The organism is Mycobacterium sp. NGS67 (assembly GCF_059812185.1).
On the sequence record NZ_JCALCF010000007.1, the window covers coordinates 19,110 to 37,970 of the forward strand.

At 69.1% G+C, this 18,861-nt stretch carries 18 protein-coding genes; 14 read left to right on the forward strand and 4 right to left on the reverse strand.

Annotation, left to right across the window (positions count from 1 at the left end):
• Positions 1 to 15 precede the first annotated feature (15 nt).
• The 9 genes from eccCb (at position 16) to AC5Y4D_RS08100 (ending at position 9,718) form a co-directional block, all read left to right on the forward strand.
• On the forward strand, positions 16 to 3,534 hold the full coding sequence (gene eccCb / locus AC5Y4D_RS08060; protein ID WP_499991889.1) for a type VII secretion protein EccCb: 3,519 nt from the start codon (positions 16 to 18) through the stop codon (positions 3,532 to 3,534).
• Positions 3,531 to 4,739, forward strand: coding sequence for a type VII secretion-associated protein (locus AC5Y4D_RS08065; protein ID WP_499991891.1), 1,209 nt, complete (start codon positions 3,531 to 3,533; stop codon positions 4,737 to 4,739). Before eccCb ends, AC5Y4D_RS08065 begins: the two co-directional genes overlap by 4 nt.
• A 54-nt stretch (positions 4,740 to 4,793) precedes the next feature.
• A complete protein-coding gene (locus AC5Y4D_RS08070) occupies positions 4,794 to 5,111 on the forward strand; it encodes a WXG100 family type VII secretion target (protein WP_499991894.1) in 318 nt (105 codons plus the stop codon).
• The gene (locus AC5Y4D_RS08075) at positions 5,111 to 5,416 is read left to right on the forward strand and encodes a WXG100 family type VII secretion target (protein ID WP_499991896.1); all 306 of its coding nucleotides are present in this window, start codon (positions 5,111 to 5,113) and stop codon (positions 5,414 to 5,416) included. Before AC5Y4D_RS08070 ends, AC5Y4D_RS08075 begins: the two co-directional genes overlap by 1 nt.
• Before the next feature lie 170 nt (positions 5,417 to 5,586).
• Positions 5,587 to 6,030, forward strand: coding sequence for a 50S ribosomal protein L13 (gene rplM, locus AC5Y4D_RS08080; RefSeq protein WP_499991899.1), 444 nt, complete (start codon positions 5,587 to 5,589; stop codon positions 6,028 to 6,030).
• The gene (rpsI, locus tag AC5Y4D_RS08085) at positions 6,027 to 6,491 is read left to right on the forward strand and encodes a 30S ribosomal protein S9 (RefSeq protein WP_499991901.1); all 465 of its coding nucleotides are present in this window, start codon (positions 6,027 to 6,029) and stop codon (positions 6,489 to 6,491) included. Before rplM ends, rpsI begins: the two co-directional genes overlap by 4 nt.
• A gap of 130 nt (positions 6,492 to 6,621) precedes the next feature.
• The gene (gene glmM / locus AC5Y4D_RS08090) at positions 6,622 to 7,959 is read left to right on the forward strand and encodes a phosphoglucosamine mutase (protein WP_499991905.1); all 1,338 of its coding nucleotides are present in this window, start codon (positions 6,622 to 6,624) and stop codon (positions 7,957 to 7,959) included.
• 44 nt (positions 7,960 to 8,003) lie between these two features.
• The gene (locus AC5Y4D_RS08095; RefSeq protein ID WP_499991908.1) at positions 8,004 to 8,291 is read left to right on the forward strand and encodes a type VII secretion target; all 288 of its coding nucleotides are present in this window, start codon (positions 8,004 to 8,006) and stop codon (positions 8,289 to 8,291) included.
• A gap of 2 nt (positions 8,292 to 8,293) precedes the next feature.
• Entirely contained in the window at positions 8,294 to 9,718 is a 1,425-nt protein-coding gene (locus AC5Y4D_RS08100; protein WP_499991913.1) for a hypothetical protein, read from the forward strand.
• A 3-nt stretch (positions 9,719 to 9,721) separates the two neighbouring features.
• Here the strand turns inward: AC5Y4D_RS08100 and AC5Y4D_RS08105 are convergent, their stop codons facing one another.
• The 4 genes from AC5Y4D_RS08105 to AC5Y4D_RS08120 are packed head-to-tail and all read right to left on the reverse strand — an operon-like array spanning position 9,722 to position 12,465.
• A complete protein-coding gene (locus AC5Y4D_RS08105) occupies positions 9,722 to 10,765 on the reverse strand; it encodes an LLM class F420-dependent oxidoreductase (protein WP_499941512.1) in 1,044 nt (347 codons plus the stop codon).
• A gap of 24 nt (positions 10,766 to 10,789) precedes the next feature.
• Complete coding sequence (locus tag AC5Y4D_RS08110; RefSeq protein WP_499941514.1) at positions 10,790 to 11,143, reverse strand: nuclear transport factor 2 family protein; 354 nt, start codon at positions 11,141 to 11,143, stop codon at positions 10,790 to 10,792.
• Positions 11,140 to 11,979, reverse strand: a complete 840-nt coding sequence (locus tag AC5Y4D_RS08115) for a dienelactone hydrolase family protein (RefSeq protein WP_499941516.1) — start codon at positions 11,977 to 11,979, stop codon at positions 11,140 to 11,142. Before AC5Y4D_RS08115 ends, AC5Y4D_RS08110 begins: the two co-directional genes overlap by 4 nt.
• Positions 11,980 to 11,988: 9 nt before the next feature.
• The gene (locus AC5Y4D_RS08120) at positions 11,989 to 12,465 is read right to left on the reverse strand and encodes a DUF2510 domain-containing protein (protein WP_499941878.1); all 477 of its coding nucleotides are present in this window, start codon (positions 12,463 to 12,465) and stop codon (positions 11,989 to 11,991) included.
• Between the two features lie 72 nt (positions 12,466 to 12,537).
• Here AC5Y4D_RS08120 and glmS point away from each other — a divergent pair, with 72 nt between their 5' ends.
• From glmS to gad, 5 genes are read left to right on the forward strand one after another with little or no spacing between them, the layout of a single operon-like run.
• Positions 12,538 to 14,403, forward strand: a complete 1,866-nt coding sequence (gene glmS, locus AC5Y4D_RS08125; RefSeq protein ID WP_499941518.1) for a glutamine--fructose-6-phosphate transaminase (isomerizing) — start codon at positions 12,538 to 12,540, stop codon at positions 14,401 to 14,403.
• 16 nt (positions 14,404 to 14,419) lie between these two features.
• The gene (locus AC5Y4D_RS08130) at positions 14,420 to 15,280 is read left to right on the forward strand and encodes a DUF4436 domain-containing protein (RefSeq protein ID WP_499941520.1); all 861 of its coding nucleotides are present in this window, start codon (positions 14,420 to 14,422) and stop codon (positions 15,278 to 15,280) included.
• 19 nt (positions 15,281 to 15,299) lie between these two features.
• Positions 15,300 to 16,013: a rhomboid-like protein gene (locus AC5Y4D_RS08135; RefSeq protein ID WP_499941522.1), complete on the forward strand. Its 714-nt coding sequence runs from the start codon at positions 15,300 to 15,302 to the stop codon at positions 16,011 to 16,013.
• Between the two features lie 29 nt (positions 16,014 to 16,042).
• A complete protein-coding gene (locus AC5Y4D_RS08140) occupies positions 16,043 to 17,458 on the forward strand; it encodes an NAD(P)H-hydrate dehydratase (RefSeq protein WP_500036926.1) in 1,416 nt (471 codons plus the stop codon).
• A gap of 16 nt (positions 17,459 to 17,474) precedes the next feature.
• Positions 17,475 to 18,860, forward strand: a complete 1,386-nt coding sequence (gene gad / locus AC5Y4D_RS08145) for a glutamate decarboxylase (RefSeq protein WP_499941526.1) — start codon at positions 17,475 to 17,477, stop codon at positions 18,858 to 18,860.
• Position 18,861 lies beyond the last annotated feature (1 nt).

The following is an 18,861-nucleotide window of genomic DNA, read 5'->3' on the forward strand; positions in this document are numbered from 1 at the left end:
CCTCGGCCATCCACAATGAGTTGCCGGGGCTCCCGGTGGCGCTTAACGTCGCCGACCGTGACCGCCGTCATCGAAGTCGCCGGCCCGCCGGAGGTGCCGCGCCCGGCGTCGTCGAGCATGCTGGCGGTGCTGCTTCCGGTCGTCATGTCGGTCGGGATGCTGGCCGTCACAGCGACAGCCTTCTTCCGCGGAACACCCGCGGCGCACAACCCCAGCTTCGTCGCGCTTCCGGCGATGATGTCCGTCTCGTTGCTGGTGACGGCGGTCACCGGCCGTGGCCGCAGGCGAGCCGCCTCGGTCAACGCCGACCGGACCCACTACTTCGGGTACTTGAGCGGGCTACGCGCCGAGGTCACCGAAGTCGCCGCCGCGCAGCACAATTCACTTGCTGCGTTCCCCGATCCGCAGATGCTGTGGACTCTGGTCGGTGGCCCGCGCATGTGGGCGCGGCAGCGCGGCGATCCGGACTTCTGCCGGGCGCGGGTCGGGATCGGGCCCGTGCCGCTGGCCGCCCGACTGATAGCCGGGCAGAACCCGCAACGGTGCGATCCGCTCAGCGTCGCTGCGCAGCAACGGTTTCTGCACAGTCATTCGACCATCGAGGCGCCCGTGGTGATCCGAGTGGACGGCGTAGTGACGGTCGACGGTGAGCCGGCCCTCGTGCGCGGTCTGCTCCGCGCGCTCATCTGCCAGCTGGCCGTGGCGCATTCGCCTGAGCAACTGTCGATCACCGCGGTTGCCGGCGACCAGCGGCACTGGGAATGGTTGAAGTGGTTGCCGCACAACCGACCTGTCGCCGACGGTGTGTCCACGCGTCGGGTGCTCGTCGTCGATTCCCGCCGTCCCGCCGAAGCCGCCCCTGCCGGCGTCACCGTCCTGGAAGTGGGCAGTGACGCGCCGTCGGTGCGGGTGCGTCATTGCGACGGGGTCGACGTGCCCGAGTCGCCCGATCATCTGGAAGAGGCTGACGCGTTGGCGTGTGCGCGCCTTCTGGCGGCGTACGGGGGATCGGCACCGAAGGGCGACGAGGGTTGGGCCGGCATGCTGGGGATCGGTGACGTCCGCAGCCTGGATCCGAACCTGTTGTGGTGCAACGGCAGCCGAGGTGCCATGTTGAGCGTTCCGATCGGCACCACCGTTTCCGGTCAACCCGTGCAGCTGGATATCAAGGAGGCCGCGGAGCGGGGCATGGGTCCACACGGGCTGTGTGTGGGAGCCACTGGTTCGGGAAAGTCGGAGCTGCTGCGCACCGTGGCGTTGGGCATGATGGCGCGCAACTCGCCCGAGGCGCTCAACCTGCTGCTGATCGACTTCAAAGGCGGGGCAACGTTTCTCGACTTCGCCCGCGCGCCGCACGTGGCGGCGGTGGTCACCAATCTGGCCGACGAAGCACCGCTGGTGGCCAGGATGCACGACGCGCTGGCAGGCGAGATCAACCGTCGTCAACAACTGCTGCGGCAGGCTCGCGCGGTCAGTGTGGCGACTTACAACCAAGCGCGGGGCCCCGGATCGGCTGCGTTGCCCGCTTTGTTCGTCATCGTCGACGAGTTCTCCGAACTGCTCAGTCAACATCCGGACTTTGTGGACACTTTCGTCGCGATCGGGCGACTCGGCCGCTCGCTGGGGATGCACCTGTTGCTGGCCAGTCAACGACTCGACGAGGGAAGGTTACGAGGTCTGGAAGCGCACCTGTCCTACCGCATCTGCCTGAAGACGTTGTCCGCCAGTGAATCACGCACCGTGCTCGGTACTCTCGACGCCTACGAGCTGCCGGGCACACCCGGCGCCGGTTTCCTGCGGACCTCCAGCGGGGAACCGATCCGCTTCCAGGCTGCATACGTTTCTGGCCCGCTTCGAATCGAGCCGCCGGCGGGACCGCCGCGGGTGCGCCGCTTCACCTCCGCCGCCGACCAGGCGTTGCGCTCCGCCGGGTCCATCGGTGTGTCGGTCATGCATACCGTATTGGACCGGTTGGCCGGCCACGGGCCGCCGGCACATCGGGTGTGGCTGCCGCCGATGGACGAGGCGCCGAGCCTCGGGTCGCTGTTATCCGACCATCCCCCAACACGATTGACCGCCCCGGTCGGGATCGTGGACCGCCCGTACGAGCAGTCCCGCAGCCCGCTCGTCGTCGATCTGTCCGGCGCCGCAGGCAACGTCGCCGTCGTCGGAGCGCCACGATCGGGTAAGTCGACCGCGCTGTGCACGTTGGTCACCGCGCTGGCCGCGACCCACGATCCGGGGCAGGTGCAGTTCTACTGCCTGGATTTCGGTGGCGGCGTGCTTTCGTCCCTGCGCGAGCTGGCACACGTTGGGGACGTGGCCGACCGCAGCACCCCGGATCTGGTCTGGCGGATGGTCGCGGAGATGAAATCGACGTCCAGGAGCCGCGAGGCCGACCACGGCCGTCGCGAATCGACCGTGGAACCGTCCGCCGATGTCTTCCTCGTCATCGACGGATGGGCCGCCCTGTGCCATGAGTTCGCGGGGATCGAAGAGACGATCACCGCGATTGCCAAGCAAGGGCTTTCCTCCGGTGTGCACGTGGTGTTGTCGGCGTCGCGCTGGCCGGAGATCCGGCCGTCGCTCAAGGACCAGATCGGCACCCGGATCGAGCTTCGGCTCGGCGACCCCGCGGACTCCGAACTGGATCGGGCGCGGGCCCGGCACGTGCCCACCGACCGACCCGGCCGTGGCCTGTCCCGGGACGGTCTGCAGATGATGATCGCGAAGCCCGAGCTGGGCGGTGTCGCGTTGCGAGCCGGGGCATTCGGGGCGCCTCCGATTCCGCTGCTGCCCGACGAGGTGGACCATCTGGCGCTCGTGGCGGATTGTCCCAGTGGCGCCGTGCTGGGTATCGGGGAAGGTGGATTGTCGCCGGTCACAGCCGAATTCGAGTCCCGCGGGCATCTGTTGATCCTGGGGGACAACGGCTGCGGAAAGACCGCGGCACTGCGGCTGTTGTGCCGGGAGATCGTCCGGACCAACACCACCGAGCAGGCGAGGCTGTTCGTGGTCGACTTCCGGCGTACCCTGCTCGGCGTCGTCGAGTCCGAACACCTTGGCGGCTATGCCATGTCACCCGCCTCGCTGAGTGCGGCGCTGCCGGCTTTGATCGGGATACTGCGTGCGCGGATGCCGGGCGCGGACGTCAGCCAGACGCAACTGCGGACCAGGTCCTGGTGGACCGGACCGGACCTCTACCTCGTCGTCGACGACTACGACCTGGTCGCGAGCATCGGCAGCGGAAACCCGTTGCTGGAGTTGCTCGAATATCTGCCATTCGCAACGGATCTCGGGCTGCACGTCATCGTGGCGCGGCGCAGCGGCGGCGCCGCCCGCGCCCTGTTCGAGCCGCTGCTGGCCGGACTGCGCGACCTGGGCGGTATGGAGTTGATGATGAGTGGGCGTCCCGACGACGGCCCGTTGCTCGGGACGAGTCCGCCGATTCCGTTGCCGCCGGGTCGCGGGACGCTCGTCACCCGTCCCGGCGTCGAGCAGCTGATTCAGGTTGCGTGGAGTCCACCCGGATGAGAGCCCACCGTGCCGTCATCGCCGCGGGCCCGTGCGTTGCTCGTCGATTGTGTTGTGCCGCAGTCGGTATAGGTGATGCGGCCGTGGTTGCGTGCGAAGCGATCGACGACCCAGTGGCATTGTTGGACGAGGAGCCGGTACCCGTCGACGTGTTGTGGTCCACCGTATTGCGGAGGCTTACCGACGGACACGACGACGGTGCGATCGTCGTGCATCCGTCGTGGTGGTCGGTGGCGCGAGTAGCCGTGGTGACCGCCGCGGCGACGTCGGTTGGCAGCGTCGCGGTCCGACCGCGGTCGTGGCTGCTCGCGACCGCGGTCGGAGACCAGACCCGGGCGGTCGCGGTGGAGATCGCCGACGGGTTGGTGGCGGTCGCGGGCCCCGAGACCGTCGCGGTGCCGCGCCTGGGGGAACCCGGTGCCGTCGCCGACAACGTCGCCCGCGCCGTCGCGTCGCCGGCCGGCACCGAGCCGGTGCTGATCGATGCTGCCGGCCCGGTCCCGGGGTTAGCGCAGCTCGCCGGGGCGATCGCCGAGGCAGTCCGGCGCAGGTGCCCCGAGCAGTCGGTGACGGTGATCGGCGAAGCGCGGTTGGCGCGGCTGGCCGCGGCGGCCGGCGCGATAGACGTTGCGCCGGCAGCGGCCGTCGTCCGGCGGACGCGGGTCCGGTCGACCGCGCGGGTCGCGCTCGCGGTCGCGGCGGTGACGGGGTTGGGTTTCGCGGTGCCGCCGTTGGCGGCCGAAAAGCCGCGTCCGGTGCCCGTCGCCCGCTCGGAGCCGACGAGAGTGCTGGTCGAGGGGAGGGTGGCGGTCACGATCCCCGCGGATTGGGTCGCGCAGCGGGTGGTCTCCGGACCCGGTTCGGCGCGCGTCCAGGTCACCTCGCCGACAGATCCCGAGGTGGCACTGCACGTCACGCAAACGCCGACACCCGGTGAGACCCTGAGCGGTGCTGCCCAGCGATTGAGACGAGCGATCGACGCCGAGCCGGTGGGCGTATTCGTCGACTTCGATCCCGCCGGCAGCAGCGCCGGCCGGGCGGCGGTGACCTATCGCGAGGTCCGAGCCGGTCACGACGTGCGGTGGACGGTGCTGGTCGACGGGCCGGTGCGGATCAGCATCGGATGTCAGAACCGCACCGCCACCCCGGAGACGGTCCGCGATGCCTGCGAGCAGGCTGTGCGGTCGGCGCACGCCGTTGACTGATTGGAACCGAACCGGCCCGGCCGGGGTCGAACCTCATAGCGAAAGGAGAAGCGAGTGACGGATGCCAACACACTCAACACCGACTTCGAGCTGATGCGCTCGGTTGCGGCCACCACCGATGCCCGCAACGAGGAAATCCGGTCAATGCTGCACGCCTTCATCGGGCGGGTAGGCAGTGTGCCCGCGTCGACGTGGGGAGGGTTTGCCGCCGCGCGGTTCAAGGACGTGGTGGACCGCTGGAACGCCGAGTCGACCCGGCTCTACCGCGTGTTGCACGAGATCGCCGAAACCATCCGGTACAGCGAGGCCGCACTGCGGGAAGCCGGTCAGCACCACGCCGAGCGCATCGCTGCGACCGGAGGCAATCTGTGATGGCCGGGGAGTCGGTGCTGGCCTACGATTTCCCCGCGATCGAACACGCGGTCCGACAGGAGATTCACACCACCTCGACGCGTCTCAACGCCGCGCTGGAGGAGCTCAGGTCGCAGATCGCGCCGCTGCAGCAGCTGTGGACCCGGGAGGCGGCGGCCGCCTACCAGGTCGAACAACTCAAGTGGCACCAGGCCGCCACCGCGCTCAACCAGATCCTGGTCGAGTTGGGAAACGCGGTCCGGGACGGCGCCGATGAGGTGGCAACCGCGGACCGCCGAACAGCCGGCCGCTGGGGGCGCTTTTGACCTGCGGGGATACGCATCGGTAAGCTGCACCGTTGGCGTGCGGGTATGCAGGGTCCTCGGGTCAATGTCGGTCGCCGAGACCAAACCCACCGCACACGCCTGACCGGCCCCCGGTCGCACCGGGATCCCTAGCCGAGAAATCGGCTCGAAGAGAAAGAGTGGTAAGCGCTGTGCCCACATACGCGCCCAAGGCGGGTGACACCACGAGGTCGTGGTACGTCATCGACGCCACGGACGTGGTGCTTGGCCGCCTTGCCGTCGCAGCTGCCAATCTGCTGCGCGGCAAGCACAAGCCGACGTTCGCGCCCAACGTCGACGGCGGTGACTTCGTCATCGTCATCAACGCCGAGAAGGTCGCCCTCAGCGGCGACAAACTGCAGAGCAAGATGGCCTACCGCCACTCGGGGTATCCCGGCGGTCTACGCAAGCGGAGCATCGGTGAGCTGCTGCAGAAGCACCCCGACCGCGTGGTGGAGAAGGCGATCGTCGGCATGCTGCCCAAGAACAAGCTGAGCCGCCAGGTCCAGAAGAAGCTGCGTGTTTACGCCGGCCCGGAGCATCCGCACACCGCCCAGCAGCCCCTTCCGTACGAGATCAAGCAGGTGGCGCAATGACCGAGACTGTGGAGACCGCCGAGGTCACCGAGACCGCGGCCGACATCGCGCCGGTCGCCGATTCGTTCGTGTTCGAACGTCCCATCCAGACCGTCGGCCGCCGCAAGGAGGCCGTGGTGCGGGTGCGCCTGGTGCCCGGCACCGGCAAGTTCGACCTCAACGGGCGCAGCCTGGAGGACTACTTCCCCAACAAGGTGCACCAGCAGCTCATCAAGGCGCCGCTGGTCACCGTGGAGCGGGTGGACAGCTACGACATCTACGCGCTGCTGCACGGCGGGGGCCCATCGGGTCAGGCCGGCGCGCTGCGGTTGGGCATTGCCCGCGCACTGATCCTGGCCACGCCCGAGGACCGGCCGGCGCTGAAGAAGGCCGGCTTCCTCACCCGTGACCCGCGTGCCACCGAGCGCAAAAAGTACGGACTGAAGAAGGCCCGCAAGGCGCCTCAGTACAGCAAGCGCTGATCGGTAATCACTTTTTGGGCTGCGAGCGGGTGCCGCTCGGCGTGTCGCTGATGGCGGACGCCCGCTCGCAGCCAACAGTGGTTCCGTGCACATTCGCTATCTGTGAGCCAACTGTGAGAGGTTTGACCGCATGGGTCGACTATTCGGCACTGACGGCGTCCGCGGGGTGGCCAATCGCGAGCTCACCGCCGAACTGGCGCTGGCACTGGGCGCCGCCGCGGCGCGGCACCTGACCAGTTCGTCGGGTTCGGGCCGGCGCGTCGCCGTGATCGGACGCGATCCGCGGGCCAGCGGCGAGATGCTCGAAGCCGCCGTCATCGCCGGGGTGACCAGCGAGGGTGTGGATGCGCTACGGGTCGGGGTACTCCCGACTCCCGCGGTGGCCTACCTGACCGGCGCTTATGACGCCGACTTCGGTGTGATGATCTCCGCGTCGCACAACCCGATGCCCGACAACGGCATCAAGATCTTCGGCCCCGGCGGCCACAAGCTCGACGACGACACCGAGGACCAGATCGAGGACCTGGTCGCCGCCGGTCCCGGGCTGCGGCCGGTCGGCGCCGGGATCGGCCGGGTCATCGACGCCGAGGACGCCGCCGACCGCTACCTGCGCCACGTGGGCAAGGCCAGCACCAGCCGGCTCGACGGTCTGACCGTCGTGGTCGACTGCGCGCACGGTGCCGCCGCCGCGGCCGCGCCCAGCGCCTACCGGTCGGCCGGCGCGCGGGTCATTGCGATCAACGCCGAGCCCGACGGCCTGAACATCAACGACCGCTGCGGGTCCACTCACTTGGAAGCGCTGCGGGCGGCCGTCACCGCACACGGCGCCGACCTCGGATTGGCGCACGATGGCGACGCCGACCGCTGCCTGGCCGTGGACGCCAGCGGTGAACTCGTCGACGGCGACACCATCATGGTGGTGCTGGCCCTGGCGATGAAGGACGCCGGCGAACTGGCCTCCGACACGTTGGTGGCGACGGTGATGAGCAACCTCGGACTGCATCTGGCGATGCGCGAGGCCGGCGTGACGGTGCGCACCACCGGCGTCGGTGACCGCTACGTGCTGGAAGAACTGCGGGCCGGCGACTACAGCCTGGGCGGCGAGCAGTCCGGCCACATCGTGATGCCCGCACTGGGCTCCACCGGCGACGGCATCGTCACCGGGCTGCGACTGATGACCCGCATGGTGCAGACCGGCTCGTCACTGGCCGCCCTGGCCTCGGCGATGCAGACGCTGCCGCAGGTGCTGGTCAACGTCGAGGTCGCCGACAAGGCCACGGCCGCGGTGGCGCCGTCGGTGCAGACCGCGGTGCGGCAAGCCGAGGCCGAACTCGGCGACACGGGCCGAATCCTGTTGCGCCCCTCGGGAACCGAGCCCATGATCCGCGTGATGGTGGAGGCGGCCGACGAGGAAATCGCCCAGCGGCTGGCCACCAGTGTGGCCGAGGCGGTCAGCTCCGCACGCTGAAATCCGGGCGGAACCGCGGCGCCGGTGACGGCGTCGAATCAGGTATGAGACTTGATAGTGCCGAGGTTCGTGGCGTCGCGGACCGGTTCACCGACGCGGCCGAACTCCTCGACGACGCGGTGCGAAACCATTTGTCGCGGTTGGCATTCGACGGTATGCACGCCGGCCGGGACCATGCGGCGCGCGGCGACGCGTTGCGGGCCGGGCTGGACCGGTTGGCCACGCAGCTGTCGCAGTGGTCGCGGGCAGCTTCGGAGATCGCCGTCGCCCTGCGTCGCGGGGCCGAGCGGTACGCCGATGCCGACCGGTACGCCGCGGCGCGGATCGGGTGACCATGGCCGACCGACTCGACGTCGCCGGGCGCCTCGCCGAAGGTCTGCCCGCGGTCCAACACACGCGAAGCTATGTGCGCGCCAGCCAGTTGGTCGGCTACCAGCATCCGGACTTGACCGCGCACACCACCCAGGTCCCCGACTGGTACGACGGCGAGGACGGGCTCGACCTGCACGCGCTGGACGCCGACTGCGCACAGCTACGTGCCGCGGAGAACCTGGTCACCGAGGCGCTGCGGCTGCAACGCACCCAGTTCTTGGCGCTGGCGACGGCATGGGCGGGCCCGGGTGCCGACGCCGCGGTCGACTTCGTGCAACGTCACTGCGACACCGCCACCGCGGTCGTCGCCGAAGTCCGCGCCGCGGCCCAGCGGTGCGAGTCGCTGCGGGACCACCTGTGGCAGCTGGTGGACGCCAAGGTCGCCACGGCCATCGCGATCGACGACCGCGCGCTGGCGCAGCGGACCACGTGGCTGGCCGCGGCCACGGCGCTCACGGCCGGTGAGCCGACGGCCCGGGAGGTGGTCGAACAACAGGTGGCGCCCTACGTGGCCGACGTGATCGGCACCGACTGGCTGGCTGCAATGCGGGCGACGCGCGCCGCTGTGGCCGCGTCCTACGACACGACCACCGACCGGTTGGCCGCCGCGGCGCCGCCCCAGTTCGAGGTTCCCGGTGATCTCGGCCCGGCAGTTCCATCGCGGGGCGCGGTCCCGCCGAGCGCGGTCGCGCCGAGCGCGCCGCTGGCCGCTGCCTCGATCGCCCCGTTCCGGGCCGCGACGGCCGGTGGGAACGCGCCGGCGGCGGCCGCGCCCTTGTTGTCGAATCCTCCTGTCGGGCAACCTGATTGGGGACCGGCGCCGGGAAATGCCGCCGGGCCCTCCAGCGGCACCACCGGTCTAGGGAGCGGCGGCGCCGGTCTGGGCGGCGGTCTCCCGGGCGGCGGCGCGTTCGGTGGCGGTGGCGGTCTGGGCACGCTCGGTGCCCTGGCCAGCCGGATCATTCAGGAGATGGGCGGCCTGCTGGGATCGGCAGGCGACTCCCCGACGCACGCCGGCTCGGCTGATCTCGAGGACCGGTTCGACGAGGCGCACCGCAAGCACGATCGGGACGAGATGGTTGATCCGAAGACGCCGCGATCCGCCGACGGTGCCGCGCCGGCCGGCGACTCACCGCCGGCCGGCAACTCACCGCCGGCCGGCAACTCACCGGCGGCCGGCAACCCGCCGCTCGCTGATGCCGCGACGACCGCCCCGCCGGTCGCCGCGCCGTCGGGTGCGCCGCCGGTCGCAGCGCCGTCGGGTGGTGCGCCGTCGAGTGGTGCGCCGCCGGTCGCCGCGCCCCCGGCGAACCCGCCGGCGTCACCACCGCCAGGTTCGACTCCCTGCGAAATCGCCGCGAACGAACTTCCGCAGGCCGGCCAGTGACGGTCAGGATGGACGCAACTGCAACAGTTCCCCGACGAAACGCAATGCTTCGTCCGCGTCGGCGGTCACCGGGCGCACCAGCAAGGTGGTCACCCCGGCATCGGCGAAGACAGCCAGTCGCTCGGCGATGAAACCACGTGGGCCGATCAGCGAAATCCCGCGGACGAGTTCGTCGGGCACCGCGTCGATGGCCTCCCGCTTGCGGCCGGCCAGGTACAGCTCTTGGATCCGGTCCGCGACGTCGCCGAACCCGTATCGCGTGGCCAGGTTGTGGTAGAAGTTGCGGCCTTTGGCTCCCATGCCGCCGATGTAGAGGGCCAGCTGCGGTTTGGTCCACGCGAGTCGGTCGTCGACGTCGTCGCCGATCGCCAGTGAGGTACTGACCATCACGTCCAGCGGACCCAAGCCCGGATCACGCTTAGCGGCCCCCGCCGACAGCGCCTCACCCCAGACCGTCCCGGCTTTGTCCGGATAGAAGAACACCGGCTGCCAGCCGTCGGCGATCTCGGCGGTGAGTTCGACGTTCTTGGGACCCAGAGCTGCGATGGATATCGGAATACGTTCGCGCACAGGATGATTGATCAGATGTAGCGCCTTGCCCAACCCCGTCCCGCGGTCGGCCGGCAGCGGGATCTGGTAGTGCTTGCCGTCATGCTGCACTCGTTCGCGGCGCCACACCTGTCGGCAGATCTCCACAACCTCGCGGGTCCGGCCCAACGGTGCGTCGAACTCCACCCCGTGGAATCCCTCGATCACCTGGGGTCCGGAGGTGCCGATGCCGAGGTGGAACCGGCCGTCGGAAACGTAGTCCAGGCCCGCCGCCGTCATCGCCAGCAGCGTGGGGGTACGGATGAAAATGGGCAACACCCCCGACGCCAGTTCGACGGTGTTCGTCTTGGCGGCCAGATACCCAAGCTGGCTGATGGCGTCGAAGGAATACGCCTCGGCGACCATCGCGATGTCGATGCCGGCTTTCTCGAGTTCGACGACCCGGTCGACGCTGTCGTGAAATCCGCCCGTGTAGTCCAGCGCGACTCCGATTCGCATCCTCGATGCTTACCACTGCCCGGCTCAGCCCGACGACGTACCCGTCCAGTATTCGGCGAAGCGCTGCCCGTCTGCGGCGAGCCGCAGGATGTCATTACCGGTGAACTCGACCGGCCCGTCCGGGCCGCGCCCGGAGCCCACCCAGCGGCCCGCAACCAGATCCCCGTCCTGAAAGGGACCCAGCACCACGGAAAAGGTCAGATCCTGCAACATGTTTCGGGTTTCTTCGATGATCTGCTGCAACTCGGCCGGTCCGTGGACGTCGCGGTCGGGCCAGTGGCCGACGAAGTCGTCGGTGACGATCTCGCCGGCGATCGGCCGGCCGGCCCACAGCTCGGTGATCCACCGCCGGTAAAGCGCGTTGGGCACGGAGCTCATTTCAGCAGCGCCGCGATCTTCTCTTCGGCCGTCACCGGTTCGGCGTCGGGGTCCGGCGAATCGGTCTTGGGCAGCGCCACGTCGGGGTCGGCGAAGTCGCGGTAGGTCTTGTCCCCGGCCAGGGTGTAGAGCAGATAGCCGGTCAACAGCGCGCGCACCGTGCGCTGCGTCTTGCGGTCCGACCCGGCCAGGCCGACCGCCTTCGCCAGGCGCCGGCCCTCCACCACACCGCCGGGGTCGGCTTTGCTGACGATGCGCAATGTCGCCTTGTCCCACGTCCGGGACAACCCCAGCGCATTGGAGTTCAGCGTCGTGGAGTCGCCCGGCGCGGTCAGAATCAGACCCGGCACGTCGAGCGTCGCCGCCGGCTGCTCGGCGGGGGGCGCTGTCACCGAGGGGAAGAGCGCCGCCACCGCGGCGGGTTTGTCCGGCATTCCGGCCGCGGCGAACACCGCCGCCGACCCACCGAACCCGTGGCCGACCACGCCGAGCTTGGTGGGGTGCACGCTGATCTTGCCGGGCCCGAGCCGCACGCCCGCCACGATGTCGAGGGCGACGCCCAGATCGAACGCGAGGTTCAGCACCGACGGCGCCACCCCGCGCTGGGTGTCCGGCGCGCCGGCCACGATGCCCCACGACGCCAGATGCTCCAGCAGACCCGCGTAGTTGGCACTGCCGGTGATCCAGTCATGGCCGAAGGCGATGGCGGGCAGGTTCAGCCCGGACTCCGGGGTGTACACCACCCCCGGCAGTCCGGCAAAGGCCAGGTCACCCCGCAAAACGTGGTGCGGACCTCGGCGACGGAGGGCGGCGAAGAGCTTGCGGGTGCGGGCCACCCGTCGACGTTAGCGGTGCGCCGGCGGATGGGTCCAGTGGGTCCAGGCTGCGCCGTCCCAATAACGCTGTCCGGCCTGTCCGGACGGGTCGGGATACCAGCCCGGCGGTGTGGCTGCCGGAACGACGGGCTGAGAGTGGGCAATCTCACCTCGCGCCATGGCTCGCACCCGGCGCATCGCGCTCAGGTTGGAAAACAGCGCGATCCAGTTGAACAGCAGCAGCGAAGCGATGCTCCACCAACCCGCCAGCAGGTTCTGGGTCTGGGCGCGGCGATAGGCGGCCTCACACTGCTCGAGCGTCCCGGTGAACACGTAGCTGCGCTGCTGCCAGAAGATCAGCGCACCGATGTGCTCGACCAGCCGTAGCTGGAAAAGATCTCCCGATTGGTAAGCAGGATTCGGCGTCAGTTGCTGAGACGGGTGGGACAACACGAACCTTTCGCGCAGTACGGGGTTCAAACGATACCGTCGCCCCGGGCCATAAATCCCCGGCGAAATCGGCCCTGGTCAGCTGCGTGCGGGCGGCCGTGCGGCAACCCCTGCACTACCCTGTTCAGAATGTGCGGAATCGTCGGCTACGTCGGGCAGCGTCCTGCCTGCGATGTCGTGATGAACGCACTGCGCCGGATGGAGTACCGCGGCTACGACTCGTCGGGTGTCGCGCTCGTGGACGGGACGGGCAGGCTTACCGTTCGTCGCCGGGCTGGTCAGCTGGCCAATCTGGAAGCCGCGATCGCCGAGATGACGCCGGCCGACCTGGCCGGCACCGCTGGCCTGGGGCACACCCGATGGGCCACCCATGGCCGTCCCACCGACCGCAACGCGCACCCGCACCGCGACGCCGCGGGCCGCATCGCCGTCGTCCACAACGGCATCATCGAGAACTTCGCCTCGCTGCGCCACGAACTGGAGGCGCAAGGTGTCGAGTTCGCCAGCGACACCGACTCCGAGGTGGCGGTGCACCTGGTGGCGCACGCCTTCCACCACGGTGCGACGGCGGGTGATTTCGTCGCCTCGGTGCTGTCGGTGCTGCAACGCCTTGAGGGCCACTTCACCCTGGTGTTCGCCAACGCCGACGACCCCGGGACCATCGTCGCCGCGCGCCGCTCCACCCCGCTGGTAGTGGGCATCGGCGACGGCGAGATGTTCGTCGGGTCGGACGTGGCGGCGTTCATCGAACACACCCGCCAAGCCGTCGAACTGGGCCAGGACCAGGCCGTGGTCATCACCGCCGACGGTTACCAGATCACCGATTTTCACGGCAATAAGGACGTGGAGTACCGGGAATTCCATATCGACTGGGACCTGGCCGCCGCCGAAAAGGGTGGCTACGAGTACTTCATGCTCAAAGAGATCGCCGAGCAGCCCACCGCGGTCGCCGACACGCTGCTGGGGCATTTCGTGGACAACCGGATCGTGCTCGACGAACAGCGGCTTTCCGACCAGGAGCTGCGCGAGATCGACAAGGTGTTCGTGGTCGCCTGCGGCACCGCGTACCACTCCGGGCTGCTGGCCAAATACGCGATCGAGCACTGGACGAGGTTGCCGGTCGAGGTGGAGTTGGCCAGCGAATTCCGTTACCGGGACCCGGTTTTGGACCGCAGCACGCTGGTGGTCGCGATCTCGCAGTCCGGCGAGACCGCCGACACGCTCGAAGCCGTCCGGCACGCCAAGGAGCAGAAAGCCAAGGTGCTGGCGGTCTGCAACACCAACGGCTCGCAGATCCCGCGTGAATGCGACGCGGTGCTCTACACCCGCGCCGGCCCGGAGATCGGGGTCGCGTCGACCAAGACCTTCCTGGCGCAGGTGGCCGCCAACTACCTGGTCGGCCTGGCGCTGGCGCAGGCCCGCGGCACGAAATACCCCGACGAGGTCGAGCGCGAGTACCGCGAGCTGGAGGCGATGCCCGATCTGGTGGAGCGGGTGATTGCCGACACCGAGCCGGTGGCCCAGTTGGCCTACCGGTTCGCCCGATCCTCGACGGTGCTGTTCCTGGGCCGCCACGTCGGCTACCCGGTCGCGCTGGAAGGTGCGCTCAAACTCAAGGAACTGGCCTACATGCACGCCGAGGGGTTCGCCGCCGGCGAGCTCAAGCACGGCCCGATCGCGCTGATCGAAGACGACCTGCCGGTCATCGTGGTGATGCCGTCGCCGAAGGGCTCGGCCATGCTGCACGCCAAGCTATTGTCGAACATCCGCGAGATCCAGGCCCGCGGGGCGGTGACCATCGTGATCGCCGAGGAAGGCGACGAGACGGTGCGTCCCTACGCCGACCACCTGATCGAAATCCCCTCCGTCTCAACGCTTTTGCAGCCATTATTGTCGACGATCCCGCTGCAGGTGTTCGCCGCCTCGGTGGCGCAGGCGCGTGGCTATGACGTAGACAAGCCCCGAAACCTGGCAAAATCGGTGACCGTCGAATAGTCGTCGGGGAGGCGCCATGAGGCTGGCCATCGGTGGAGTCGTCGTCTTCGTTGCCGCCTACGTCGGGTTGATCGTGCTCTACGCCCTCACCGGGATGGGTCCACCGCACACGGTCTCCCAAGGTCAGCCGGCGCGCGGGGGGACCACGGTGACCATCGACATCGAGGCCGTGCAGCCCTACAAGAGCGCGCTGGTGGTCAACGTCACCGTTTCGCCCGACCCCGGCTTGCTGGATCCGGCGACGGGCAATCTCACCGAAGACCTCAGTGTCGCAGTCACATCCGCGACCACGCCCACCAAGCACACGTGGCCGAAAGGCACCCTGCCCGGTGTCTTCCCGGCGTCGCTGAACATCAACGGCGACGTGTCGGACTGGCCGTTCGACGGTTACCGCTCGGGGCCGGTCTCGGTCGAACTCTTCCACGGCGGCGCGCAGACACCGGAGCGGACGACGGCGACGTTCGTCGACCGGCTTCCGGGCTGGCAGGTATCGGTGGCTCAACCCGGCAACGGTCCGACCCCGGCGCCGTATCGCGTGGAGGTGCAGCGGTCACCGAGCACCATCGCGGTCGCGGTCGGACTGCTCGGTGTGTTGATCGCGATCGCCGGCGTGGGCTTGTTCGTCGCCGTCCAGACCATGCGGGACCGGCGCAGATTCCAGCCGCCGATGACCACCTGGTTCGCGGCGATGCTGTTCGCGGTGATACCGCTGCGCAACGCGCTGCCCGATGCGCCGCCGTTCGGCGCCTGGATCGACGCCACCGTGACCCTCTGGGTGATCGTCGTGTTGGTGGTCTCGATGGTGCTGTACATCTCGTGCTGGTGGCGTCACCTGGCGCCGGACTTCGAATTGCCTGCGGAGCGGTCGAACAGCTGAGGCGTGGAAAGATTGAACCGTGGCGGAACGATCGGTGACGGTGCGGCTGCGGGCATTGGTGCGCGCGGTCTGGCACTACGTGATCAGCGCACCGCTGACCTACGGCTGGCTGGTGGCGCTGTCTGTGACGACCATCGTGCAACACCTGGTCACCGGCCATCAGCTGCATTCGATACTGCTGCACCGCTACACCAACATCCACGCCCTGGCCACCGATCCGCTGGGCGTGCTGTTCTCCAGCCTGTTCTGGATCGACGGCAAGAGCCTGGAACCCTATCTGATCTTGTTCAGCATCTTCCTCGCGCCCGCCGAGCGTTGGCTGGGCCAATTCCGTTGGCTGACGGTGGGATTGACCTCACACATCGTGGCCACCTATTTCAGCGAAGGTCTGCTGTATCTGGCGATCCGATTGAACGAAGCCTCGCAGCGCTCGGTGCGCGCCCACGACATCGGGGTGAGCTACTTTCTGGTCGGTGTGATGGGCATCCTGACCTATCGCATCGCCCGACCCTGGCGCTGGGGCTATCTCGGCGTGCTGCTGCTCATCTTCGGTTTCCCGGTGCTGCTGATGGACCGCATCGAACTCAGCTTCACCGCCATCGGCCACTTCGCGGCGCTGCTGGTCGGCTTGGCGTTCTATCCGATGGCCCGGGAACGCAAACGCGCCCCGTGGAATCCGGCGCAACTCAGGGAGCGATTCCGCCGGCCCCGGTCGCCGGAGGCCTCGACCTGAATACGGCGACCGAAGGAGTGGGCGGGTAGATGCGGCACTACTACTCAGCGGACGCGATCCGCGACGCCGAAGCGCCGCTGCTGGCCAGCCTGCCCGACGGTGTGCTGATGCGACGGGCCGCCTACGGGCTGGCCACCGCGATCCTCGGCGAGTTGCGCACCCGCACCGGCGGGGTGGCCGGCCGCCGGGTGTGCGCGGTCGTCGGCTCCGGTGACAACGGCGGGGATGCCCTGTGGGCGGCGACCTTTCTGCGCCGTCGCGGCGCCGCCGCCGACGCGATACTGCTCAACCCCGAACGCACCCACCGCACGGGGCTGGCGGCCTTCCGCAAGGCCGGTGGCCGCGTCGTCGAAACCGTCTCCGCGGAGACCGATCTCGTCATCGACGGGGTGGTGGGCATCTCCGGCTCGGGTCCGTTGCGGCCGAACGCGGCGCACGTGTTCGACGCGGCCGAGGGCATCCCGGTAGTCGCCGTCGACATCCCCAGCGGCATCGACGGGTCCACCGGGGCGATCACCGGGCCCGCCGTGCAGGCCACGCTGACCGTGACCTTCGGCGGCCTCAAACCGGTACACGCGCTGGCCGACTGCGGCCGCGTCGAGCTCGTCGACATCGGGCTCGACCTGCCCGAGACCGACGTCCTGGGATTGGAGGCCGACGACGTCCTGGCGCGCTGGCCGGTACCGGGTGCCCGCGACGACAAGTACACCCAGGGCGTCACCGGCGTGCTGGCCGGATCCTCGACCTATCCCGGCGCCGCGGTGCTGTGCACCGGCGCCGCGGTCGCGGCGACGTCGGGCATGGTCCGCTATGCCGGCAGCGCGCATCGCGAGGTGCTCGCGCAGTGGCCGGAAGTCATCGCCTCACCCACCGCGGCGGCGGCCGGGCGGGTGCAGGCATGGGTGGTCGGGCCGGGCCTGGGTACCGACGAAAGTGGTGCCGCCGCACTGTGGTTCGCGCTGGAGACCGACCTGCCGGTGTTGGTGGACGCCGACGGCCTGACGATATTGGCCGCCCACCCCGACCTGCTGACCGACCGCAAGGCACCGACCGTGCTGACACCGCACGCCGGCGAATTCGCCCGGCTGGCCGGGTCGCCGCGGGGTGAGGACCGGGTGGGCGCGGTGCGCAGATTGGCCGAAGCGTTCGGCGCCACCGTGCTGCTCAAGGGCAACGTCACCGTCATCGCCGAACCCGGTGGACCGGTCTACCTCAACCCGGCCGGGGAGTCCTGGGCGGCCACCGCAGGCTCGGGTGACGTGTTGTCGGGCATGATCGGCGCGCTGCTGGCGTCGGGGCTGCCGCCCGGCGAGGCCGCCGCGACGGCGGCGTTCGTGCACGTGCGGGCGGCGGCGTTGTCGGCCGCTGACCCCGGCCCGGGCGACGCACCGACGTCGGCCTCAAGGATTCTGCGTCACATCCGGGCGGCCCTGGCCGCCCTCTAGCAACGAAAGGCCTGTCATGTCCAAGAGCCACCCGTCCATGGCCACGCATTCGATCGCTCCCGCCTACACCGGCCGCTTGTTCACCGCGCCGGTGCCCGCGCTGCGGATGCCGGAGGAGTCCATGGACCCCGACGCCGCCTACCGCTTCATCCACGACGAGCTGATGCTCGACGGCAGTTCGCGGCTGAACCTGGCCACCTTCGTCACCACCTGGATGGACCCCGAGGCCGGCAAGCTGATGGCCGAGACCTTCGACAAGAACATGATCGACAAGGACGAATACCCGGCCACCGCCGCGATCGAGCAGCGCTGCGTCTGTATGGTCGCCGACCTGTTCCACGCCGAGCACCTCAGCGACAACGACCCGGCCAGCGCGACCGGCGTGTCCACCATCGGCTCCAGCGAGGCGGTGATGCTGGGCGGGCTGGCGATGAAGTGGCGGTGGCGCGAGAAAGTCGGGAAGGACTGGAAGAAACGCACCCCGAACCTGGTGATGGGTTCCAACGTGCAGGTGGTCTGGGAGAAGTTCTGCCGCTACTTCGACGTCGAGCCGCGCTACCTGCCGATGGAGCCGGGCCGCTACGTCATCACCCCCGAACAGGTCGTCGACGCCGTCGACGAGGACACCATCGGGGTGGTGGCGATCCTGGGCACCACCTACACCGGTGAGCTGGAGCCGATCGCCGAGATCTGCGCGGCGCTGGACAAACTCGCCTCAGACGGGGGCGTGGACGTCCCGGTGCACGTCGACGCGGCCAGCGGCGGTTTCGTGGTGCCGTTTCTGCATCCGGAGTTGCAGTGGGATTTCCGGCTGCCCCGGGTGGTGTCGATCAACGTCAGCGGCCACAAGTACGGGCTGACCTATCCCGGTGTCGGGTTCGTGGTGTGGCGCGGCAAGGAGTATCTGCCCGAGGACCTGGTGTTTCACGTGAACTACTTGGGCGGCGACATGCCGACCTTCACGCTGAACTTCTCCCGTCCGGGCAACCAGGTGGTCGGGCAGTACTACAACTTCCTGCGACTGGGCCGCGACGGCTACACCAGGGTGATGCAGGCGCTGTCGTCGACCGCGCGCTGGCTCGGCGAGCAGTTGCGCACCGGCGAGCACTGCGAACTGATCTCCGACGGTTCGGCGATCCCGGTGGTCAGCTTCCGGCTGTCCCGGGACCGCGGCTACACCGAGTTCGACGTCTCCCACGAGCTGCGGACCTACGGCTGGCAGGTGCCGGCCTACACGATGCCCGACAACGCTACCGACATTTCGGTGCTGCGCATCGTGGTGCGCGAAGGCCTGTCCGCCGATCTGGCCCGGGCGCTGCACGACGACGCCGTCAAGTCGCTGGCCACGTTGGACAAGCTCAAGCCGGGCGGGCACTTCGACGCCGCGCACTTCGCGCACTGAG